The sequence below is a fragment of the Aeromonas sp. Y311-2 genome, assembly GCF_027706025.1.
Classification (GTDB): domain Bacteria; phylum Pseudomonadota; class Gammaproteobacteria; order Enterobacterales; family Aeromonadaceae; genus Aeromonas; species Aeromonas veronii.
In genome coordinates, this window is sequence record NZ_JAPDCL010000026.1 from 1 (window position 1) to 22,350 (window position 22,350).

The window sequence follows — 22,350 nt, forward strand, 5'->3', positions numbered from 1 at the left end:
CTGATATGGCTCAGTCGGTAGAGCGCATCCTTGGTAAGGATGAGGTCCCCAGTTCGATTCTGGGTATCAGCACCATTAAATAGAAAGCCTCCCTGAAAAGGGAGGCTTTTTTGCATCTGTCATTTTTGTGATATCCCCTTACATTCCCTATTCCCGAAACCCCCTCTGCTTGCAGCCGACACTGTTTATCTGCTGGTTTGAGTCCTAATGTGTTACTCATTTGACTGATATTGATGGTTTTATCCAGAGATTTAACCATGATTGATTGACGTAAAACGTTTTACATGTAAAATCCGGCGCGTTTTGCCTATTACGTGGAGAGAGTGCATGGCGCAGGATAACGAATACTGTTTGGGGGCGGTACCCGCCAAAGGGCGCAAAGGTGTGCTGTCGCTGATGCTGGTGATGCTCGGCCTGACCTTCTTCTCTGCCAGTATGTGGACCGGTGGTGCGCTGGGTACCGGGCTGGTATTCGATGACTTCATCAAGGCGGTACTTATCGGCAACTTGTTGCTGGGTATCTACACCGCTTGTCTCGGTTATATCGGTGCCTCAACCGGCCTCTCTACCCATCTGCTGGCTCGTTACTCCTTTGGGGTGAAAGGTTCCTGGCTGCCATCCCTGCTGCTCGGCGGTACTCAGGTCGGCTGGTTTGGCGTTGGTGTGGCGATGTTTGCCCTGCCGGTGCAGAAGGCGACCGGCATAGATGTGAACTGGCTGATCGCCATTTCGGGCATGTTGATGACGGTGACCGTCTACTTCGGCATCTCCGCCCTGATGGTACTGAGCTTTGTGGCCGTACCGGCCATTGCACTGCTTGGCGGCTACTCGGTCTGGCTGGCGGTGACCTCGACCGGTGGCATGGCTGCACTGCAGCAGGTACAACCAAGTAATCCCATCGAGTTCACCACGGCGTTGACCATGGTGGTTGGTTCCTTTATCAGTGCAGGAACCCTGACCGCCGACTTTGTTCGCTTTGGTCGCAAACCCTGGGGCGCCGTCATGATTACCATGGTGGCGTTTTTTTTGGGCAACACGCTAATGTTCGTCTTCGGTGCTGCCGGTGCGGCGGTGACCGGGCAGGCCGATATATCGGAAGTGATGTTGATGCAGGGTTTACTGATCCCCGCCATTCTGGTGCTGGGTCTCAATATCTGGACCACCAATGACAACGCTCTCTACGCCTCCGGCCTCGGTTTTGCCAACATTACCGGCCTCAAGAGCAAGCCCCTCAGCGTGATCAACGGCCTCATCGGTACCGCTTGCGCCCTCTGGCTTTACAACAACTTTGTCGGCTGGCTGGCCTTTTTGAGTACGGCAATCCCGCCGATCGGTGGCATTATCATCATGGATTTCCTGCTCAATCGTGAGCGTTACCGTCAGTTTGCCGATCAGCAGTTCGAGACGGTGCGCTGGCAGGCGCTGGTCGCCACGGCAGTCGGGGTGGCTGTCGGCAAGTGGCTGCCGGGCATAGTGCCACTCAACGCGGTATTGGGCGCCGCCTTCACCTATTTCATTCTGGTTCGCCTCACCCAGCGGCCGGTTCTGGTACAGGAAGCTAACAAATGCTGATTCAACATATTCGTTTGGCCGATCGGGAAGGGTTGTGGCAGCTCCGTTGTCAGGATGGGGTCATCACCGCCATCGAACCCCATGATGAGCATGCCGTCGCCGGTCGGGTGCTGGACGGGGAGGGCGGTCTGGCGATTGCCCCATTTATCGAACCCCACATTCACCTCGATACCACCCAGACAGCGGGCGAGCCGAGCTGGAATCTCTCCGGCACTCTGTTCGAGGGGATCGAGCGCTGGGCCGAGCGCAAGGCGCTGCTGACCCATGAGGATGTGAAACAGCGTGCCATCCAGACGCTGAAGTGGCAGATCGCCAACGGCATCCAGTTCGTCCGTACTCACGTCGATGTCTCCGATCCCAATCTGGTGGCGCTCAAGGCGATGCTGGAGGCGCGGGAGGAGATGAAGGAGTGGGTGGAGCTGCAGATCGTCGCCTTCCCGCAGGAGGGGATCCTCTCCTACCCCGACGGTAAGGCACTGCTGGAGGAGGCGCTCAAGCTGGGTGCCGACGTGATTGGCGCGATCCCCCATTTCGAGTTTACCCGGGAATATGGGGTCGAAAGTCTGCACTACATCTTCGATCTTGCCGAGAAGTATCAGGTTCTGGTCGATGTGCACTGCGACGAGATCGATGATGAGCAGTCTCGTTTCATCGAGACGCTGGCGACCCTGGCCTACGAGCGGGGTATCGGTCATAGAGTCACCGCCAGCCACACCACTGCCATGCACTCCTACAATGGCGCTTATGCTTCCCGCCTGTTCCGGCTGCTCAAGATGGCAGGCATCAACTTCGTGGCCAATCCGCTGGTGAACATTCACCTGCAGGGACGGTTCGATACCTATCCCAAACGTCGCGGTATTACCCGGGTGAAGGAGATGCTGGAGGCGAACATCAACGTCTGCTTCGGTCACGACGACGTGTTCGATCCCTGGTATCCCATGGGCACCGCCAACATGTTGCAGGTGCTGCACATGGGGCTCCATGTCTGCCAGATCATGGGCTACGAGCAGATCAACGACGGCTTGAAGCTGATCAGCAGCCACAGCGCCCGCACCCTGAACGTGCAGGATCGCTATGGCATCGAGGTGGGCAAACCGGCCAACCTGTTGATCCTGCCTGCCGAGAACGGCTTCGATGCGGTGCGCCGTCAGGTGCCGGTGCGTTACTCGATCCGCCACGGCAAGGTGATTGCCCAGACCCGTCCGGCCCAGACCGAAATCGTGCTGGGTCAGCCAGAGCCCATCGATTTTCGCCGCTGAGATTTCAATCAGGCTGGATGTCGATTAGTTCCGCCTCTGGGCACAAGGGCCGCCATTGCGACATAATGGCGGCCTGACCCTGAGGGAGTGACACCATGCAAACCTGGTTCTATGTTGCTGCAGGGGGCGCCATCGGCGCCTGCCTTCGTTTTGGGATTGCCGAACTGATGGCCTTGCTGCTGGGGCGCCACTTTCCTTACGGGACTCTGGTGGTCAACGTGGTGGGCTCTTTCATCATGGGGGTGGCATTTGCCCTCATCAGTCATGGTCATGTGGTAGAACACCCGATGAAGCCGTTGCTGATGGTGGGGATCCTCGGTGCCCTGACAACTTTCTCTTCCTTTGCCCTCGATACGGTAGTGCTGGCTCAACATGGAGCCTATCTGAAAGCGCTGCTCAATATCGGTCTCAATCTCTTCCTCTGTCTGGCCATGGTGGTGCTGGGCATGCAGTTGGTTGCGAGCCGGGTTTAAGGTGTCCGGACGCCAGTGGCTCTGGTAAACTGGCGGCCATTCTTTGCTCTATGGGTGTTTAAGGGATGTCAGAACAAGCAACGACAACGCATTTTGGCTTTAAAACCGTGGCCGCGACCGAGAAGGAAACTCTGGTAGCAGGTGTCTTCCATTCGGTGGCAGCCAAGTATGATCTGATGAACGATCTGATGTCGTTCGGCATCCACCGCCTGTGGAAGCGCTTCACCATCGACTGTTCCGGTGTGCGCAAGGGCCAGAAGGTGCTGGATCTGGCCGGTGGTACCGGTGACTTGACCGCCAAGTTCTCCCGCATCGTCGGCGAGACCGGTCAGGTGGTGCTGGCGGATATCAACGACTCCATGCTGAAAGTGGGCCGCGACAAGCTGCGCAATCTGGGGGTCGCCAACAACGTCTCCTACGTGCAGGCCAATGCCGAGGCGCTCCCTTTCCCCGATAACCACTTCGACGTCATCACCATCGGCTTCGGCCTGCGCAACGTCACCGACAAGGACAAGGCGCTCGCCTCCATGTTCCGGGTGCTCAAGCCGGGTGGCCGTCTGCTGGTGCTGGAGTTCTCCAAGCCGGTCAGCGAAGTGATCGCCAAGCTCTATGACCTCTACTCCTTCAAACTGCTGCCGAAAATGGGCGAAATCGTCGCGAACGACAGTGAAAGCTACAAATATCTGGCAGAGTCCATCCGTATGCACCCGGATCAGCAGACCCTGGCTGGCATGATGGAAAATGTCGGTTTCGAGCAGGTGGAATACTTCAATCTGACCCAGGGTGTGGTCGCCCTGCACCGCGGTTACAAGTTTTAAGGTTGCCTATGCCGATGGATGCCATGGTCACCGCGGTGATCGAAACCAGCCTCAACCAGTTGCTGGCGCTGGACAAACAGAGCCCGGAGCGGCTGCGCAAACAGGTGGGCAAGGTGCTCAAGCTGGAGCTGCGTGAACTCAAGCCACTCTGGTTTGTCTTCTCCGAGCGTCGGCTGGATGTGCTGGCCCAGCATGAAGGGGAGGCCGATGCGGTGCTTAGCCTGTCGCTGACCGCCCTCGGTCTGCTGAAAGACCCGTCCGCCCTGACCCGTTATATCCGCGAGGAGAAACTGGATCTGAGCGGTGATCCCCAGCTGGTACAGGCATTCAGCGTGCTGCTGGGTGAGCTGGATATCGATTGGGAGGAGGAGCTGTCGCGCTATACCGGCGACGTGCTGGCCCACACCCTGCTGCGCGGTGCCCGTCAGGCGCGTCGTCTGGTCGGTCGGGAGCTGTGCCGCACCCGCAGCCAGCTGGCGGAATATCTGACCGAAGAGGCCCGCCTCGCCCCCGGCCCGCTGGAAGTGGCGAGTTTCAACGATGATGTCGAGGTGCTGGCCCAGCAGCTCAAGGCCGTCGAACTGCGGCTGGCCCGCTTCGAACAGCAGGTGACCTGATGACCCCGAAGGAGTTCAAACGCCTCTATCGCATCATCACCATCCTGCTGGAGCAGGGCATCGACGAACTGGTGCCCGCCCGCTATCAACCCTGGCCGGGTCGTCTGGCCCGTCGCTCCCTGTTCTGGCTCAAGAACAGGCAACCGGATCTCAGCCGCGGTGCCCGCATTCGCCTCGCCTTCGAGGCTCTTGGCCCCATCTTCATCAAGTTTGGCCAGATGCTCTCGACCCGCCGCGACCTGCTGCCGCCGGACATTGCCGAGGAGCTGGCCCTGCTGCAGGACAGGGTGCCCCCCTTCTGTGGTCAGGCGGCGCGCCAGCAGATTGAGCTGAGCCTGGGTTGTCCCATCGAAACCCTGTTTGACGACTTCGACGAGACGCCGCTGGCGTCGGCTTCCATCGCCCAGGTGCATACCGCCCGCTTGAAGGAGAGTGGCCGCGAGATCGTCATCAAGGTGATCCGTCCCGACATCGAGCCGGTTATCGAGGCTGACCTGCGGCTGATGCAGGCGCTGGCACGTCTGGTGGCCCGTTTTGTGCCCCAGAGCGCGCGGCTGCGACCCATCGAGGTGGTGGAGGAGTATCGCAAGACCATCCTCGACGAGCTGAATTTGATGCGCGAAGCGGCTAACGCCATCCAGCTGCGCCGCAACTTCACCGGCTCCGAGGCGCTCTATGTGCCTGAAATCATCACCGATCTCTGCCGCGAGCAGGTGCTGGTGATGGAGCGCATCTACGGTATTCCGGTCTCCGACATTCCTGCGCTGGAAGCCAACGGTACCAACATGAAGCTGCTGGCCGAGCGCGGGGTGGAGGTCTTCTTCACCCAGGTGTTCCGCGACAGCTTCTTCCACGCCGATATGCACCCGGGCAACATCTTCGTCTCTTACGAACACCCGGAAAACCCGCTCTGGATCGGCATCGACTGCGGCATCGTCGGTACCCTCAATCGGGAAGACAAACGCTATCTGGCGGAGAACTTCCTCGCCTTCTTCAACCGAGACTATCGTAGGGTGGCGGAGCTGCACGTGGAGTCGGGCTGGGTACCGGCAGACACCAAGGTGGACGAGTTCGAGTTCGCCATTCGCACCGTGCTGGAGCCCATCTTCGAGAAGCCGCTCTCCGAGATCTCGTTCGGTCACGTGCTGCTCAATCTGTTCAACACCGCGCGTCGCTTCCATATGACGGTGCAGCCGCAGCTGGTGCTGCTGCAAAAGACCCTGCTCTATGTGGAAGGGTTGGGGCGTCAGCTCTACCCGCAGCTCGATTTGTGGCAGACCGCCAAGCCGTTCCTCGAGAACTGGATGCACGAACAGGTCGGGCCCAAGTCGGTATTGAACGCCATCAAGGAGAAGGCGCCATTCTGGGCGGAGAAGCTGCCGGAGCTGCCGGAGCTGGTCTATGAGACTCTGCGCCAGACCCGTCATCAGCAGCGTCATTTCGACCAGATGTTTGCCGAGTTCCGCCGTCACAGCCGTCGGCAGGGGCAGGCCCGCTACCTCTTAGGGGTTGGAGCCAGCCTGCTATTGGCGGGTGTATTCTTGCTGACCCAAAAACAACACATTGAGTGGGGACAAGCCAGTCTCGCCGGTGCAGCCCTCTGCTGGCTGGTCGGCTGGTTGCGAACCCGTTCCCATTAATCAACAACCGCGCCGTCAGGCGCCTGTTCTGGAGAGAAAATCATGGGTGGTATCAGTATTTGGCAATTGTTGATCATTGCAGTCATCGTCGTGCTGCTGTTCGGTACCAAGAAACTGCGCGGCATTGGCGGTGATCTGGGCGCGGCGGTCAAAGGGTTCAAGAAAGCCCTCTCCGACGAGCCGGCTGATGCCAAGGCCGAGCAGAAAGATGCCGAGTTTCCCCCGAAACAGCTGAACGAAGCGGCCACTCAGAGCAGTGAGACCGCCAAACAGAAAGACAAAGACCAGGCCTAAGCCATGTTCGATATCGGTTTTTGGGAGCTGGTCGTTATCGGTGTGGTAGCACTGGTGGTACTGGGGCCCGAGCGGCTGCCGGTTGCCATCCGCACGGCTACCCACTGGATCCGCCTCATTCGTTCGACCGCGAACTCGGTCAAGTCCGAGCTGGAGCAGGAGCTCAAGTTGCAAGAGCTGCATAACGACCTCAAGAAGGCCGAACAGTTGCAGATGAGCAACCTGAGCCCCGAGCTGCAGGAGTCCATCGAACAGCTCAAGGCGGCGGCCCAGTCGGTCAATCGCCCCTATCAGGTGGAGAACGAGATCCGTCCGCCGCGCCCCGATCCGGTCGCCCAGGCTGAGCCTGCCACGCCGGTGGAGCCTGCGGTGCAGCTGAGCCACGACGTGCCGCCGGTCAATAGCCAGCGAGAGAGTGAGCCGGTGCCGGTCAGCGACTCCACAGTAAAAGGGGAGGTGAAGCCATGAGTCAGGCCGAACAACCCCTGATCAGCCATCTGGTTGAGCTGAGAACCCGTTTGCTGCGCTCCATTACCGCCATCCTCGTGGTGTTTCTGGCGCTGATCTACTTCTCCAACAACATCTACGACTTCGTGGCCCAGCCGCTGCTCAGCCAGTTGCCGGAAGGGACCAGCATGATAGCGACGGATGTGGCGACCCCCTTCCTGACGCCGATCAAGCTGACCCTGGTGGTCTCCTTCTTCGTGGCGATCCCCTATCTGCTCTATCAGGCCTGGGCCTTTATCGCCCCCGGTCTGTACCAGCATGAGCGGCGCCTGATCATGCCGTTGGTGGTCTCCAGTGCCCTGCTGTTCTATGCAGGGATGGCGTTCGCCTACTACGTGGTGTTCCCGCTGGTGTTCGGTTTCTTCACCAGTACCGCACCCGCCGGGGTGACGGTGGCGACCGACATCGCCAGCTATCTGGACTTCGTACTGACCCTGTTCTTCGCGTTCGGGGTGGCGTTCGAAATTCCGGTGGCGACCATACTGCTCTGCTGGACTGGCGTGACCACACCGCAAAACCTGAAGGAGAAACGTCCTTACGTTGTCGTCGGGGTGTTTGTGGTCGGCATGCTGCTGACGCCGCCTGATGTCTTCTCCCAGACCCTGCTCGCCATCCCGATGTGGGCGCTGTGGGAGATAGGTCTGTTCTTCGCCCGCTTCTACGTGAAGAAAGAGGATGAAGAGCAACAGGAACAACCGGATGTGGAGAGCTGAGGCTCTGTTCGTCACCTGTTTGCCGGACGGCGAGAGGATGACGAAGTCCGCAGGAATAGCAGAACGAGGGGAGCTGAGGCTCCCTTCCTCTTTTCATGCTCCCGTTCGAGGCGTATGGTAAGACCCCATTCGGTAGATGGTTTTCAAATACCTGATATGTATTCCTTTTGTTCGGAACGTCTCATTCCATGATCGATATCGGTTTAAACCTGACCAGCAGCCAGTTCGCCGGTGAACAGCCTGAGCTGGTGGCCCGTGCCCGTGCCGCCGGAGTGGAGGCGCTGATCCTCACCGGTACCGATCTGGCTGGTAGCCGCGAGAGCGCCGAGTTGGCCGCCCGCTGGCCGGGCTACTGCTTCTCCACTGCCGGGGTCCATCCCCACGATGCCAAGAGTGTCGATGAGGCGACCCTGCCCGCCCTGCGAGAGCTGGCGGCCTTGCCGCAGGTGGTGGCCATCGGCGAGTGCGGTCTCGACTACAACCGCGACTTCTCCCCCCGCCCGGTGCAGGATGTGGTATTCGACGCCCAGCTGGCACTGGCTGCCGAGCTCGGGATGCCGGTGTTTCTCCACTGCCGCGATGCCCACGCCCGTTTTATCGAGATCCTCCGTCCCTGGTTGCCGAAACTACCGGGAGCCGTGCTGCACTGCTTCACCGGCTCCGACACCGAGCTGGACGAGTGTCTGGCGCTGGGGCTGCATATCGGGGTGACCGGCTGGCTCTGCGACGAGCGCCGTGGTCAGCTGCTGCGCGAACAGGTGGCTCGTATTCCGGCCGGTCGGCTGATGATCGAGACCGATGCCCCCTATCTGGTGCCGCGGGATCTGAAACCGCGCCCGAAACGCAACGAACCTGCTTTTTTGCCGTACATCGCCCAGGTGGTGGCGGCCTGTCGTGGTGAAGCGCCCGAGGCCTTGCTGGCCCATACCCGGGCCACCTCCGCCGCGTTCTTCCAACTTCCTCTCCAGGAGTGATTCATGGCTACAACTCTTCCGGGCGCCTTTCCGGGCCGCCGCCTGCGCCGTCTGCGCAAACATGATTTCAGCCGTCGTCTGGTGCGCGAGAACGTACTGACCGTCAACGATCTCATCTATCCGGTGTTCGTGCTGGAGGGGGAGAACCGTCGGGAAGCAGTTCCCTCCATGCCGGGGGTGGAGCGTCTTTCCATCGATCTGCTGCTGGAGGAGGCCGCTGAACTGGTGGAGCTGGGCGTACCTGCTATTGCCCTGTTCCCGGTCACCCCGCTGGAGAGCAAGAGCCTGATGGCGGAAGAGGCCTACAACCCGAACGGGCTGGCCCAGCGCACCGTGCGCGCCCTCAAGGCTCGCTTCCCGGAGCTCGGGGTGATCACCGACGTGGCGCTCGATCCGTTCACCACCCACGGTCAGGACGGCATCATCGATGACGAAGGCTATGTGCTGAACGACATCACCACCGAGATCCTGATCAAGCAGGCGCTCTCCCACGCCGAAGCCGGGGTCGATATAGTCGCGCCGTCCGACATGATGGATGGCCGCATCGGTGCCATCCGTGCCGCACTGGAAGAGAACGGCTTCATCAACACCCAGATCATGGCCTACTCCGCCAAGTACGCCTCCTGCTACTACGGCCCGTTCCGCGATGCGGTCGGCTCTGCCGGCAATCTCGGCAAGAGCAACAAGGCCACCTATCAGATGGATCCGGCCAACAGCAACGAAGCCCTGCACGAAGTGGCGCTGGATATTCAGGAAGGGGCCGACAGCGTGATGGTCAAGCCGGGCATGCCCTATCTGGACGTGGTTCGTCAGGTGAAGGATCAGTTCGGCGTGCCGACCTTTGCCTATCAGGTCAGCGGCGAGTACGCCATGCATATGGCGGCGATCCAGAACGGCTGGCTGAAAGAGAAGGAGACCATCATGGAGTCTCTGCTCTGCTTCAAGCGAGCCGGGGCCGACGGCATCCTTACCTACTTCGCCAAGCGCGTAGCGCAGTGGCTGAAGGAAGATGCCCGTTAAGCCGGGTTGAAGAGATAAACGAGAGGGGGAGCCGATGGCTCCCCCTCTATCGTTATGGCTCTCTTTTGGTCACGAGCGGATGATTACAGCTTGGTCCAGGCATCGCTCCAGTGGCTGCCGGTACCCGGTGCATAGTGGCTGGCCACACCACCGCACCAGCCACTGTAGGGCCAGGGTTTGCACTCGTAGTCGCCACCGGCATTGCTGACCCGTTCGCCACTCTGATAAGCGGTGCCCGCAACATAGGCCGGGTAGCTGCCGTTACTACCGTCATTGTCACCACCCGGAGCCTGTTCCACCAATGCCAGGGTGAAGCGGCGTTCGAAGCCCTGCTTGCTCCCCTCAGCCATGCCCGCCAGCAGCAGCTCGTAACTGCCGGCCGCTAGGCCCGACTGCGTAAGCTGCAGGGAACCCTGACCATCGATCAGGGCGCTGCCGGTGGCGACCGGATTGCCATCTTGCAAAAGGGTCGCGGTGACGGTCACCGGGTTGGCGGTGGTCAGCGTCAGGCTGAAGTCGATCGCGCCGTTGACGATGAGATATTCGGCCGCCAGATCGGTGACGGTGAAGTCACTGCTGCTACCGGTCGTGGGCAGAATGAAGTCTCCGCTCAGGTAGGTCAGACCGGTCCAGCCGGAGCTGGTCAGCCAGTGCTTGCCATTGGTCTGATAGACGTTGGGCAACTGGGTGCACTGTTTGTTGTCATTAACGAAGCCGATACCGTAAAAGCCCGCCACATTCTTGTAGCAGAGCTGGCGACCATTCTGGTGCAGCACTGGCTGATCCAGCTTGCCCTTGTGGTGGAGTGACAGCCAGTCAAACTGGTTGATGGCCGAGACCAGCGGCACAAACTGGCCATCGGGCTGACGATAACGGATCAGGGATCCGGCATCACAGAGCAGACCATCAGCCTGCTGTTCGACGTAGCCGTAGTACTGCTCGCCATCCTGGAAGGTGAACCGGCAGAGATTGCCTTTCTCCGACTCCTTGGGGATCCAGCCCATCAGCAGTCGCTCCTGATTGTTCAGGGCCGCCAGCTGCCCGGCACTGAAGTCGCTGCCGTTGGCTACCCAGCCTTGCGGCATGGTGGAGAATTGCATGAAGTAGTGGTCGGTATAGTACATGTGGCTGTCAGCGCGATGCTTGCGAGCCCCCTGGCTGACCGAGTTGTAGCGATAGATGTCGTTTTCCGGCTTGTGGAAACCGTTGAGATCATCGTCCAGATAGGGCAGGTCGCCCTTGCGGATATGGTAGTTGGCCATACCCGTCATCAGCGGATGCCAGCCGTGGCTGCCACGGGCAAACGCGCTCTCATGGCTGTAGGACTTCCCATCGAAGCCGTGGCCAAATTCGTGGGCAATGATGCCCCAGCCGCCGTAGTAGTGGCTGACAAAGTTAAAGGTATCGACCCCGGTGATGCCACCACTCCCGAGCCCGCCCCCCATGGCGGTGATCCCCAGGTTGAGGTAGGGGCGCTTCATCAGGCTGTGGTAGTAGTAGTCATAATCGGCTGCCGTAAAGATCCCGTTCGGCACATAGCTGTTGCCGCCATTGCCGAACATCTCGTAGCCGTTCACCGCCTTGAAGTTGTACCAGACGTGTTTGAACTCCTCGGTCGAGACCATGTAGGCCAGGTTGGTGGCGATGATCAGCCATTCGCGGGCGTAGAGGGCATTGATGGGGCGCCAGGAGCCGCTGGTGTTGGTGGCGAAGCGCACGTTCCAGCTTGGCTTGAGGCGTGCCAGCTTCTGGGCAAACGGATCCGAGTTGGAGCTGAACCTGTGCTCGAACTGGGCGGGCAGATTGATGCTGTTGTCGAGCAGGTTGTTGAGATCAAACACGCCATCGCGGCTGGCGCTGTTGAAGCGTCCCTGCTCGCCAAAGGCGCTCAGTGGCAGGGTGATTTGGGCATAGGCGGGCAGGCGATCGAGCTGGCCCAGGATCAGCCACTTGTTGATACCGTTCAGGCGTGACTCGATATTGATGTCATGCAGCTCTCTGGCGGCATAGTTGGTGATGCGCACCGTGTCGTTATCAAGCAGCTCGGTCTTGACCAGCGAATTGATGTTGACCGAACGCTGGGCGCGATCGATCAGCACCTCGTAGGGTTCATCATTGCGCAGTATGTAGCTGACTGCGGCCGGCATCAGCTGATCGAAGATCAGCGGGCGAGCCGGCAACTGCTCGTCGGCCGTGAAGCTGATCTCCTTGCTCAGCAGCTGGTTGAAACCCAGGCCGCGTTCGTTGGCGGTGACAAGCGCCGAGCCCGCCAGCTGGAGATCTTTCAGTGCCGCCACGGGCTGCTGGTTGATCTCCCGGACAGTAAAGGTCGGGTTCTTGAACTGAAAGTCGTTGGCGATCAGGGTATCGACATCATGCCATTCGATGCGGTCCTTGAAGTTCACCACCAGTCGATCGCCATCCATGTCGATTTTTTGCAGATTGCTGTCGGCGATCACCTGCTCAGGCGCCAGCGGGGTGTTGCTGGCGATGGCATCAGCCAGTTTGCGCAGGTCATAGATGTAGTAGTTTTTGCCGGCGGTGTGGGCCAGCAGATAGTCACCCACCTGATGGAGTTGCACCAGACGGTGGCTGTATTTTCCTTCAAAGGCGAGCCGACCGGCGATGGGGGTCTTGAGGCTGTTCTCCGGCGTCACATCCTGCTGGCGGTAGACCTTGATCTCGCTCAGCGCATCGGCCACCAGCACGTAATCCTGATTGGCAAAGACGGCCTGGGCGCGGTGCAGGCTGTTGCTGCCGGAATCCCGACCGGTTCCCAGGGTGGTGACATGGCGATGTTCATCGGCCAGATCGAAGATATCGACCTGGTGCGAGTAGCGCGAGACCACGTAGAGCAGGTTGTTGCGGACAAACAGTTCACTGACCTGGTTGTAGGCCGTGGCACTGCCGGTTGCGGTGCCGCGGATCTCGCCAATCTGCTGACGGCTCGGGATATCGATAATGGCCACATGGCCCGGATTGCCGTTCTGGCTGACATAGAGCCGATCCTGATAGCGCTCGACCGCCGTGATCAGGCTGGCGTCCAGCCCCAGCTGGTCGGCCGTCAGCTCCTCGCCTTTGTCCAGATATTGCAGCGAGGTGGCAAACGAGTTGACGCTGCAGGAGCTGGTCTCCATCACCACCCGGGTGCGTTCGCCATTCTGGATCTGGCCGTGGGGGAAGTACTCCAGCAGACAGCCGTTGCCGTAGTCATAGTTGCCAAAGCGTTTGTTGACCGCGACGACCCCACCGTCGTACCAGGTCAGCTCCCACTCCTCATCGAAGAAATCAAAGACGTTACGAATGGCTGTTTCGTCGAAAAAGTGGGGTTTGGGCAGATCGAACAGGATGTGGTTATCCGCCGTCAGCGGGTAGAGCAGGCCGTTGATGGCAAGGTGGCGCTTGCCATCCTTGATGATCACGTTCTGCTCGTCAGCCGCACTCTGGTGCAGCGCGGCGAGGCGCGCCGTCATCTGCTCGTAGTGCTCCTGATAGGTTTGTTTGAAATAGGCTTGTTCGCGCTCATCGGCCACGACATGGGCCGACAGCAGCAGACCGAGCAGGGTGGCAAGCTTGGTGGTTCTTGGCATGGTGATTTCCTTATCTTGGTGGTTGTTGGACGTTTTTGGGTGGTTGGCAAGCATGTAAAAGAGAGGGGCTAACCCGTCCGGGTCAGTGCATCCAGCCCATCGGCAGCGTGGCCGACGGGCAGGATATGGGCGGGGGCCTGTCAGCCCCCGTTAGTGGTTGGGGCAAGGTCAGAGCTTGATCCAGGCATCGCTCCAGGCGCTGCCGGTACCCGGTGCATAGTGGCTGGTCGAGCCACCACACCAGCCACTGTAGGGCCAGGGTTTGCACTCGTAGTTGCCACCGGCATTGCTGACCCGATCACCGGCCTGATAGCCGGTGTTGGGGGCGTAGGCCGGGTAGTCACCTTCGCCACCCCCGCTGCTCTCTTCGGTCAGCGCAACCGGGAAGCGCTGTACTACCGGCTGCTGGCCGTCCGCCAGACCGGTGATGACCACTTCGTAGCTGCCATCGGTGACGTTGCTGCCCTGCAGTACCAGGGTGCTGGTGCCGTTCACCTGGCTGCTGGTGGTACCGTGGCTGTGGCCGCTCTGCTCCAGAGTTGCGGTGATCTGTACCGGGTTGGCGGTGGTCAGGTTGAAGCGGATGCTGACCTGACCGTTGACTATGGTGTACTCGCTCGCCATGGCGCTGACGGTGAAGTCGCTGCTGCCTTCGGCGGGGGGCGTTGTGCCGCCGCAGTCGTTGTCGCCCTGTACGCGCCAGACGCCCCAGTCACCCGTGGTGCCCGGCTCTTCGTTCTGGGTCCACCAGCCTGCCAGCCAGTTCTTGCCGTTGTGGCTGACGATGTCGCCGCCCACGTAGACCATCTTGGCATCCCAGCTGTTTTCACAGACGGCGCCCTGCTCCCTGACGGTCACGTTGCGCTGCTGGGTTACCTGCTGACCGGCGCTGTCGCTCACCTGATAGGTGAGGGTGTAGCGGCCGACCTTGCTGCTGTCGACGCTGCCGCTGACCTTGATTTGGGCGGTCAGGTCGCCATCTTCTTCATCATGGGCGCTGACGCCAGCCATCGGATCGAAGGGGGTACCCAGTTCCAGCGTGGTGTCGGTGACACCGCTGAATACCGGCTTCATGCTGTAGACCTCGATGGTGCGTACCTGCTCGGTGACGTTGTTGTCGCGATCGCTCACCTTGTAGGTGAGGGGGTAGAGGCCGATGCGCTGGCTGTCTACCGAGCCTTCTACCTGGATCTGGCCAGTCAGGTCGCCATCTTCCTTGTCGTTGGCGCTGACACCGGCCAGCGGATCAAAGGCGGTGCCCTGCTTGATGCGGGTATCGCTCAGGCCGCTGAACACCGGCTTGCCGTGCTCGTCCGGTGGAGTGATCTCCTGATCGTGGATGAAGGGGCCGTAGCTCTTGATGAAGGATTCGTTGTAGGACTGACCGGCGGCGTTGCGGCCCATGTCCCAGTTGATGGACCAGGTCATCACGCCACGCAGCGGTTGCCCCTCGCTCTTCAGGCGGTTGAAGGCGTTGTAGAGCTTCTGCGGATCCTGCACATAGCCGGTGGCGGCGGCGTCGATGTTGGTCGGAATGCCGAACACCAGCTTGTCATGGGGGATCTTGTAGAAGCCGCGGGTACCGTTGCTCAGCGAATCCGCCATGTAGTAGATGAACTCTTCTTTCAGGGCATCGTTGTTCTGGGCAATCCAGCCGATCCCATCGATGTAGATACCGTCGCCACCCTGGTTGTAGAACTGGGGGTTGATCCAGTCGTAGTACCCTTCCAGATTGCGGATATAGGGGATGTAGGCGCCAGTCTGGGTCAGATAGGGGAACTCCGGCGCCATGGTGATGAGGAAGTTTTTCCCCTGGGCGCGGTAGTGATCCTTGACCAGACGCAGGGCCGCCGGGATCACGGTCTGGTTGTCGGCGGCGGTGATGGCGGCCTGCTCCAGATCGATATCCAGCCCGTCGAAGCCGTAGGTCTCCACCAGACGGATGATCTCGTCGGCAAAGGCTTGCTCCTGACCTTTGCGCAGCTCGATGTGCGCATCGGCACCGCCCAGCGCCAGCAGCACGGCACGGCCCTGACGGTTCAGCTCGGCAATCTGCTCGATAAACTGGCTTTCGCTCATGCCGATGGCCGGGTCGAGTTTGAAGGTGGGGATGGGATCGCTGCCATACACCTTCATGAAGGAGACATCGACCACGTTGTATTGCGGGTTGACCTGATCGAGCTTGACGCAGGGGGCGATACCGCCCTTGTAGCCCGAGCCGTCACACCAGTTGTGCCAATAGCCGACCACTACGCCGGACTGGGGGTTGACCATCGCCTGACCGGCACTGGTGGCATATGCCATGGGGGCGCCCATGCCGAGCAGGCAGCCAAGCAGGGATAATTTGAGTTTGTTCATCGTCTCTCCGTACGGTGCAAATGGGGCGTCGGTTGTGACCGGATGTCCCCGGGGGCAGCCCCGCTGTCATAGGTGTTTTCCCTTAGACCGGTGGCTTTGCGTCGCGCCCTTTCGGGTCACTTTGCCTTTTTCACCCGATTTCTGTGCAGTACAGAGAATCAAGTGACCTGCATGGCAGGTTGCCTATGATAGATGCTTGAAAATAAATTAATCAATAGTTGGTTTTGATTCTAATTGACTGAAAAATATTGATAATTTGTTACAGTTGCCACATTTTTCCGTTTCCATGATTGGGCATGACGGTACTTGGCTGGCAGCTGTTGCGCCGGTAAATGGCGACTTTTTGCCCCTTGAAAGTAGCGGTAAGAGCCAAAAAAGGCCCACAGATTCATTCTGTTACTGGCTGTTGATGGCAAAACTGCAGCAACGGCAGAGATCCGGGTCGCAATGGCTGGAAAAGTACAGGGTTGCGGCGGATTCCCGCTTGATTATTGCGTGGCTTGGCCACATGTTAGAAAGCCATACAGAGCTGCTAAAGCGGTCTGTTCAAGACCAAACAAGAGGTAACCGGGATGAATAACCCTTTGCTGACAATGGATTCGCTGCCCCCTTTCAGCCAGATCAAGCCGGAGCAGGTTCAGCCTGCCGTGATTCAGGCGATTGCTGACTGCAAGCAGAAGATCAGCGATGTGCTGGCCCAGCGTGATCCCCATACCTGGGATAGCCTGATTGCCCCGCTGGAAGAGGTAAATGACCGTCTGTCACGGATCTGGTCACCGGTCAGCCACCTCAACTCCGTACTCAACAGCGAAGCGCTGCGCGAGGCCCATGATGCCTGCCTGCCGCTGCTCTCCGAATTCCAGACCTATGTCGGTCAGCATGAAGGGCTCTATCAGGCCTATCTGGCCCTCTCCCAGAGCGATGATTTCCCGCTGCTGAGTGGTGCCCAGCGCAAGGAGATCCAGAATACCCTGCGTGACTTCCGCCTCTCCGGCATCGGTCTGCCTGCCGAGGCGCAGCAGCGCTACGGCGAAATTCAGGCCCGCCTCTCCGAGCTGGCCTCCCGTTTCAGCAACAACGTGCTGGATGCCACCCAGGGCTGGCACAAGCTGGTGGCCGATGAAGCCGAATTGGCCGGTCTGCCTGACAGTGTGCGTGCCGCTGCCCGTCAGATGGCTGAACTTAAAGGCAAGGAGGGGTGGCTGTTCACGCTGGATATCCCTTCCTACCTGCCGGTGATGATGTACGCGGACAACCGCGAACTGCGCGCCGAGATGTATGAGGCCTTCACCACCCGCGCCTCCGATCAGGGCCCCAATGCGGGCAAGTGGGACAACTCCGCTATCATGAGCGAGCTGCTCACCCTGCGCCGTGAACTGGCTCAGTTGCTGGGGTTCGCCAACTATGCCGAGCTCTCCCTGGCCACCAAGATGGCGGACAAGACCGAACAGGTGGTGAGCTTCCTCACCGATCTGGCGGCCAAATCCCTGCCACAAGGCAAGGCCGAGCTGGAGGAGATCCGCGCCTTCGCCGCCGAGCAGCATGGTCAGAGCGAGCTGGCAGCCTGGGATCTCGCCTACTACGCCGAGAAGCTCAAGCAGCACAAGTTTTCCATCTCCGATGAGCAGCTGCGTCCCTACTTCCCCGCCAGCAAGGTGGTGAAGGGGCTGTTCGAAGTGGTGAAGCGGGTGTTCGGCATGAAGGTGCGCGAGCGCCTCGGTATCGACACCTGGCACCCGGACGTGCGCTTCTACGATATCTTCGATGCCGACGACGAGCTGCGCGGCAGCTTCTACCTAGACCTCTACGCTCGTGAGCACAAGCAGGGCGGGGCCTGGATGGATGTCTGTCTGGGTCGTCGCTACCGTCAGGATGGCTCGCTGCAAAAGCCGGTGGCCTACCTGACCTGCAACTTCAACGGCCCGGTGGATGGCAAGCCTGCGCTGTTCACCCACAACGAAGTGGTCACCCTGTTCCATGAGTTTGGCCACGGCATCCACCACATGCTGACCCGCATCGATGTGGCCGGTGTCGCCGGTATCAACGGCGTGGCCTGGGATGCGGTGGAGCTGCCGAGCCAGTTCCTGGAGAACTGGTGCTGGGAGTCCGAGGCGCTGGCCTTTATCTCCGGCCACTACGAGACCGGCGAGCCGCTGCCTGCCGATCTGCTGGAGAAGATGCTGACCGCCCGCAACTTCCAGGCGGCGATGCAGATGCTGCGCCAGCTGGAGTTCGCCCTGTTCGACTTCCGTCTCCATCAGGAGTTTGACCCGGCCAATCCGGCACAGCTTCCGGCGCTGCTGGATGAGGTACGCAGTCAGGTAGCCGTGATGACGCCACCGGCGTTCAATCGCTTCCAGCACAGCTTCTCCCACATCTTCGCGGGCGGCTATGCGGCGGGCTACTACAGCTACAAGTGGGCCGAGGTGCTCTCTGCCGATGCCTTCTCCCGCTTCGAGGAGGAGGGGATCTTCAACCCGGCGACCGGCCAATCCTTCCTGAAGAATATTCTGGAGAAGGGGGGCTCGAAGGAGCCGATGGAGCTGTTCCGAGCCTTCCGTGGTCGTGAGCCCAAGGTGGATGCGCTGTTGCGACACAGCGGGATCGCCGCCTGAGATTCCTGACCCGCCGCCTGTGTGAGCTTCAACCAGGTACACTATTTTGCGGCATAGTGGGATCGAGTCGTGATTTCTGCGACAAAAAGGGACCTTTTGGTCCCTTTTTTCAAGGCTTTTTAATATCTTGCTGATTGCATATTTGCACTGCCCACGGCTCTTCAGTAGAGTCGTGTTCTAACCTTCAAGGAGAGAAAGCCACTTGCCATGAGGCGAGCACTCGATTCCGTCTATCAAATCATCTCCAGTCTGGCTCATTCGAGCGGCCAGGGATATTTCGATACCTTTGTGAGTGAAATCGCCGCTGCTGTGATGGCTGATGTCGTCCTGATCGCCAGCAGGGAATCAAATGCTACCCACCTGACGGTTCAGGCTGCCCATCCCTCCTCTCTTGACCCCGATACCTTGACGCTGCCAATCACTGACTCTCCCGATGCCATTACCTGGCAGGAGGGGGAAGCCTGGTTCAGCGATCGTCTGTTGCAGCTGTTCCCCGCGATGCCGCTTGCCGATGCGTGGCAAGCCCAGGCCTACGCCGGGATCGCCCTCAAGGATGCGGATGGCGAGACCATAGGTATCTGCTGCCTGCTCTATCGTCAGCCGCAGGCAAATATGACCAAGGTGATGGGGCTGCTCCGGTTGCTGGGGCCGCTGGCCGGTCGCGAACTGGCGCTGATGCTGCAACGCCAGCTGCCGCAACTCTTGCCTGATACCCCCCATGTGCTGCAGAGCATGCTGTTTCAGGCCCCGGTGGGGATCGGCAAGCTCGATCTCACCGGCCGCATTCTCTGGGCCAATCCGGCTATCGAGAAGATGTTGGGCTATCCCCTCGACGAGCTGCTTCATCGCTCCATCTCCGACATCAATCACCCGGAGGATTGGCAGCGCAGCCTTGAGTGCTACGAAGAGATCCGGCGCGGCGAGCGCAGCAGTTTCACCCAGGAGAAGCGCTACTTCTGCAAGGGGGGCGAGATCCTGTGGGGGCGGGTGACTGTCACCCTGATCCGCGACGAGCAGCAGCAGCCGGACTACCTGATGGTGCTGCTGGAGAATATCGATCCCCTCAAGCGCCATGCGGAGCAGCTCAAGCTCTCCCACCGGGTCTACGACAACCTCTCAGAGGCCATTCTGGTGTGCGATGCCGACAGCCGCATCATCTCGGTCAACCCGGCCTTCGAGCAGATCACCGGCTACAGCAGCGACGAGGTGCGGGGCCAGCGTCCCAGCATGCTCAAGTCCGGGCTGCACGATCAGACCTTCTATGCCGACATGTACCACGCGCTGGAGCGGGTGGGGGTGTGGCGTGGCGAGGTGTGGAACAAGCGCAAGAACGGCAAGCTCTATCCGCAGCAGCTGATGATCAGCACCCTGCGTGAAGCCGGCAAAATCCAGCAATATATCGCCATTTTCAGCGATCTTTCCCAGACCAAAGTGGCAGAGCAGAAGATCGCGACCCAGGCCAACTACGACAACCTCACCAGCCTGCCCAACCGCTGGCTGTTTGGCCGCTGCCTCACCCGTTTCTGCGAGCGGGGCGAGCGCTTCGCGCTCATGGTGCTCGACCTCAACAACTTCAAGGCGGTCAACAACAGCATGGATCACCATGCTGGCGATGCCCTGCTGCGGGAGGTCTCGGATCGACTGGTGAGCCGGGTGCGCACCGAAGATCTGGTGGCCCGCATCGGTGGCGATGAGTTCGCGTTCCTGGTGCCCGGCATCGTCACCCGCCGTCAGGCCGAGGTGTTTGCCAAGCAGGTGATCGGCAGTTTCGCCCGCCCCTTTATGCTGGCCAACCAGCATCTCTATGTGACCGCGACCATCGGCATGACTCTCTGTCCGGTCGATGGCAGCGAGAGCGACGAGCTGCTGCGAAATGCCGAACAGGCGCTGTTTGCGGCCAAGCGGCAGGGACGGTTGCTCGGAGCCTACTGCTCATCCATGCGGGAAGAGGTGCGCCAGCGCCACCAGATGCAGCAGGATCTGGCCGAAGCGATCAAGCTGGAGCAGCTGACCATGGCCTACCAGCCGATCTGGGACAATCGCAGCGGACGGGTCGCCAAGCTGGAGGCGCTGGTGCGCTGGTATCACCCCCACTGGGGGCAGGTATCTCCTGCCGAGTTTATTCCGCTGGCGGAAGAGGCGGGATTGATTCAGGGGCTGGGTGCGCTGGTATTGTGGCAATCGTGCAGGGATCTGGCGCGGTTGCAGCAATCCGGCTTCCCTGATCTGCAGATGTCGATCAACCGCTCCACCATGGAGTTCCAGACCATCGACCCCGAGGCGAGTGAGTGGCTCAAGGTGATCCAGCACTTTGGGCTCGATCCTGCCGACATCGTCATCGAAATCACCGAATCTTTGCTGATGGAGAGCAGCGATCAGCACAGGGTGCGGATCGATGCCCTGCGCGAGGCGGGCTGCAAGCTGGCCATCGACGATTTCGGTACCGGCTACTCGGCCCTCAACTATCTGCGCACCTTCCCGGTCGATCTGGTCAAGATCGACCGCTCCTTCGTGCGCCATATCCCCTTCAATGAGCAGGATCGGATGCTGCTCGACGGCATCATCAACATAGTGCACAACCTCGGCATGCAGGTGGTGATCGAGGGGGTAGAGACCCGCGAGCAGCTCAACTTCCTCTGCCAGAAGGGGTGTGCCTTCACCCAAGGTTATCTGCTCAGCCGCCCGCTGGCCTATGACGATCTCATTGATTACCTCGCTCTCAACCGTCAGGGGATGAACCTCACTGTCGTGAGCTGATCCACCGCTTCTGTTATCATGGCCGCTTCTGTACGTGCCATGAGTCTGTCTCCTATGCCCCATATTCAGGTTTTCAGTGAAGTCCCCGCCCGTGATGGCGAGCTCGACGCCCTGCGTTTACGCCTTGCCGACGTGGAGTTTCCGGCTCCGTTTGCGCTGGTACTGACTGAAGAGAGACTGGAGCTGCGCAAGCTGGATGAGCCCAAGCTGGGTGCCGTCTATGTGGACTTCGTGGAAGGGGCGGTGGCACATCGCCGCAAGTTTGGCGGCGGTCGGGGCCAGTCCATCGCCAAGGCGGTGGGGCTCAAGGCCGGTGCCACACCGACCGTGGTGGATGCCACTGCCGGTCTGGGGCGCGACGCCTTCGTGCTCGCCTCCCTCGGTTGCAAGGTGACCCTGATCGAACGCAGCCCTGTGGTGGCTGCTCTGCTGCAGGATGGTCTGGCTCGAGCCGCCGAAGACCCGGAGATTGGCCCCTGGGTGCGTGAGCGGATGCAGTTGCTGCACGGCCCGGCGGTGGACAACTTGCTGGCGCTGCCGGAGCGGCCCGAGGTGATCTACCTCGACCCCATGTTCCCTCACAAGCAGAAGTCGGCGCTGGTGAAAAAAGAGATGCGGGTGTTCCAGTCGCTGGTGGGGCCGGATCTCGATGCGGATGCCTTGTTGCCGGCTGCCCTCAAGATGGCGAACAAGCGGGTGGTGGTGAAGCGGCCGGACTACGCCGGCTGGCTCAACGAACAGAAGCCCAGCATGGCCATCGAGACCAAGAGCAACCGCTTCGATGTCTATGTGATGGCGGCATTGGCGGCGGGTTAACGGCCGGTGCGAGCCGCAGATGCAAAAAGGAGGGCCAACGTCATGTTGTCCCTCCTTTTTCGTAATGGATTCAGTTGGTTGGCGCGAAGCGGATCAGCTTCTCTTCCCCTTGCCAGTTCAGGCGCAGGGTCGCCAGTTCTGCCAGACTGAGCAGCTCGCCACTGTGCAGCAACAGATACTCGACCCCTTCGCTGGCTTCGATGGTGCGGATCTTGTCATCCCGCTGGCGACCATCGCGGCTGGTGAGGGTCACCGGCAGTTGCCAGCTGGCAGCAATTTCGAGCCAGTCGTAGAGATCGCAGCTGATGGGTTGATAATCGGGCATGA

At 60.1% G+C, this 22,350-nt stretch carries 17 protein-coding genes and 1 riboswitch; of the genes, 14 read left to right on the top strand and 3 right to left on the bottom strand.

The genetic code is table 11. From position 1 onward, the window contains the following. The first annotated feature begins 327 nt into the window (after window positions 1-327). From codB to hemB, 11 genes are all read left to right on the top strand, one after another. Window positions 328-1,572, top strand: a complete 1,245-nt coding sequence (gene codB, locus OKC42_RS19200) for a cytosine permease (protein ID WP_005355867.1) — start codon at window positions 328-330, stop codon at window positions 1,570-1,572. Further along, window positions 1,566-2,831 (top strand): cytosine deaminase, encoded by a 1,266-nt coding sequence (locus OKC42_RS19205; RefSeq protein WP_270820651.1) that lies wholly within the window; start codon window positions 1,566-1,568, stop codon window positions 2,829-2,831. The genes codB and OKC42_RS19205 overlap by 7 nt, the downstream gene beginning before the upstream one ends. A gap of 95 nt (window positions 2,832-2,926) precedes the next feature. Next, the gene (crcB, locus tag OKC42_RS19210) at window positions 2,927-3,304 is read left to right on the top strand and encodes a fluoride efflux transporter CrcB (protein WP_005339378.1); all 378 of its coding nucleotides are present in this window, start codon (window positions 2,927-2,929) and stop codon (window positions 3,302-3,304) included. Between the two features lie 65 nt (window positions 3,305-3,369). Then, window positions 3,370-4,122 carry a bifunctional demethylmenaquinone methyltransferase/2-methoxy-6-polyprenyl-1,4-benzoquinol methylase UbiE gene (gene ubiE / locus OKC42_RS19215; protein ID WP_005342396.1) on the top strand — a complete coding sequence of 251 codons (753 nt, stop codon included), beginning with the start codon at window positions 3,370-3,372 and terminating at the stop codon, window positions 4,120-4,122. An 8-nt stretch (window positions 4,123-4,130) separates the two neighbouring features. Beyond that, window positions 4,131-4,739: a ubiquinone biosynthesis accessory factor UbiJ gene (locus tag OKC42_RS19220; RefSeq protein ID WP_270820652.1), complete on the top strand. Its 609-nt coding sequence runs from the start codon at window positions 4,131-4,133 to the stop codon at window positions 4,737-4,739. Continuing rightward, complete coding sequence (gene ubiB, locus OKC42_RS19225; RefSeq protein ID WP_257691700.1) at window positions 4,739-6,379, top strand: ubiquinone biosynthesis regulatory protein kinase UbiB; 1,641 nt, start codon at window positions 4,739-4,741, stop codon at window positions 6,377-6,379. The genes OKC42_RS19220 and ubiB overlap by 1 nt, the downstream gene beginning before the upstream one ends. Before the next feature lie 42 nt (window positions 6,380-6,421). Next, complete coding sequence (gene tatA, locus OKC42_RS19230) at window positions 6,422-6,673, top strand: Sec-independent protein translocase subunit TatA (RefSeq protein ID WP_005339385.1); 252 nt, start codon at window positions 6,422-6,424, stop codon at window positions 6,671-6,673. Window positions 6,674-6,676: 3 nt separating this feature from the next. Next, window positions 6,677-7,141, top strand: a complete 465-nt coding sequence (gene tatB / locus OKC42_RS19235; protein WP_270820654.1) for a Sec-independent protein translocase protein TatB — start codon at window positions 6,677-6,679, stop codon at window positions 7,139-7,141. Further along, window positions 7,138-7,893: a twin-arginine translocase subunit TatC gene (gene tatC, locus OKC42_RS19240; RefSeq protein ID WP_005342401.1), complete on the top strand. Its 756-nt coding sequence runs from the start codon at window positions 7,138-7,140 to the stop codon at window positions 7,891-7,893. Before tatB ends, tatC begins: the two co-directional genes overlap by 4 nt. A 188-nt stretch (window positions 7,894-8,081) precedes the next feature. After that, entirely contained in the window at window positions 8,082-8,867 is a 786-nt protein-coding gene (locus OKC42_RS19245) for a TatD family hydrolase (RefSeq protein ID WP_270820656.1), read from the top strand. 3 nt (window positions 8,868-8,870) lie between these two features. Next, the gene (gene hemB, locus OKC42_RS19250; protein WP_005357271.1) at window positions 8,871-9,887 is read left to right on the top strand and encodes a porphobilinogen synthase; all 1,017 of its coding nucleotides are present in this window, start codon (window positions 8,871-8,873) and stop codon (window positions 9,885-9,887) included. An 83-nt stretch (window positions 9,888-9,970) separates the two neighbouring features. On the opposite strand, the gene OKC42_RS19255 is transcribed toward hemB, so the two are convergent. Then, a complete protein-coding gene (locus tag OKC42_RS19255; protein WP_270820658.1) occupies window positions 9,971-13,477 on the bottom strand; it encodes a hypothetical protein in 3,507 nt (1,168 codons plus the stop codon). A 168-nt stretch (window positions 13,478-13,645) separates the two neighbouring features. Then, the gene (locus OKC42_RS19260) at window positions 13,646-15,835 is read right to left on the bottom strand and encodes an immunoglobulin-like domain-containing protein (RefSeq protein WP_270820659.1); all 2,190 of its coding nucleotides are present in this window, start codon (window positions 15,833-15,835) and stop codon (window positions 13,646-13,648) included. 50 nt (window positions 15,836-15,885) lie between these two features. Next, window positions 15,886-15,971, bottom strand: a riboswitch (cyclic di-GMP riboswitch). Window positions 15,972-16,407: 436 nt separating this feature from the next. Between OKC42_RS19260 and prlC the strand changes: the two genes are divergently transcribed. The 3 genes from prlC to OKC42_RS19275 all read left to right on the top strand — a co-directional run bounded on the left by prlC (window position 16,408) and on the right by OKC42_RS19275 (window position 22,023). Continuing rightward, window positions 16,408-18,450 (top strand): oligopeptidase A, encoded by a 2,043-nt coding sequence (gene prlC / locus OKC42_RS19265; RefSeq protein ID WP_042054692.1) that lies wholly within the window; start codon window positions 16,408-16,410, stop codon window positions 18,448-18,450. Between the two features lie 207 nt (window positions 18,451-18,657). After that, window positions 18,658-21,207, top strand: a complete 2,550-nt coding sequence (locus OKC42_RS19270; RefSeq protein WP_139410875.1) for a putative bifunctional diguanylate cyclase/phosphodiesterase — start codon at window positions 18,658-18,660, stop codon at window positions 21,205-21,207. Window positions 21,208-21,261: 54 nt separating this feature from the next. Beyond that, window positions 21,262-22,023 (top strand): class I SAM-dependent methyltransferase, encoded by a 762-nt coding sequence (locus OKC42_RS19275; protein ID WP_423842126.1) that lies wholly within the window; start codon window positions 21,262-21,264, stop codon window positions 22,021-22,023. A gap of 70 nt (window positions 22,024-22,093) precedes the next feature. Here OKC42_RS19275 and OKC42_RS19280 read toward each other — a convergent pair whose 3' ends face one another. Continuing rightward, window positions 22,094-22,348, bottom strand: a complete 255-nt coding sequence (locus tag OKC42_RS19280; protein WP_031227423.1) for a Rho-binding antiterminator — start codon at window positions 22,346-22,348, stop codon at window positions 22,094-22,096. Window positions 22,349-22,350 lie beyond the last annotated feature (2 nt).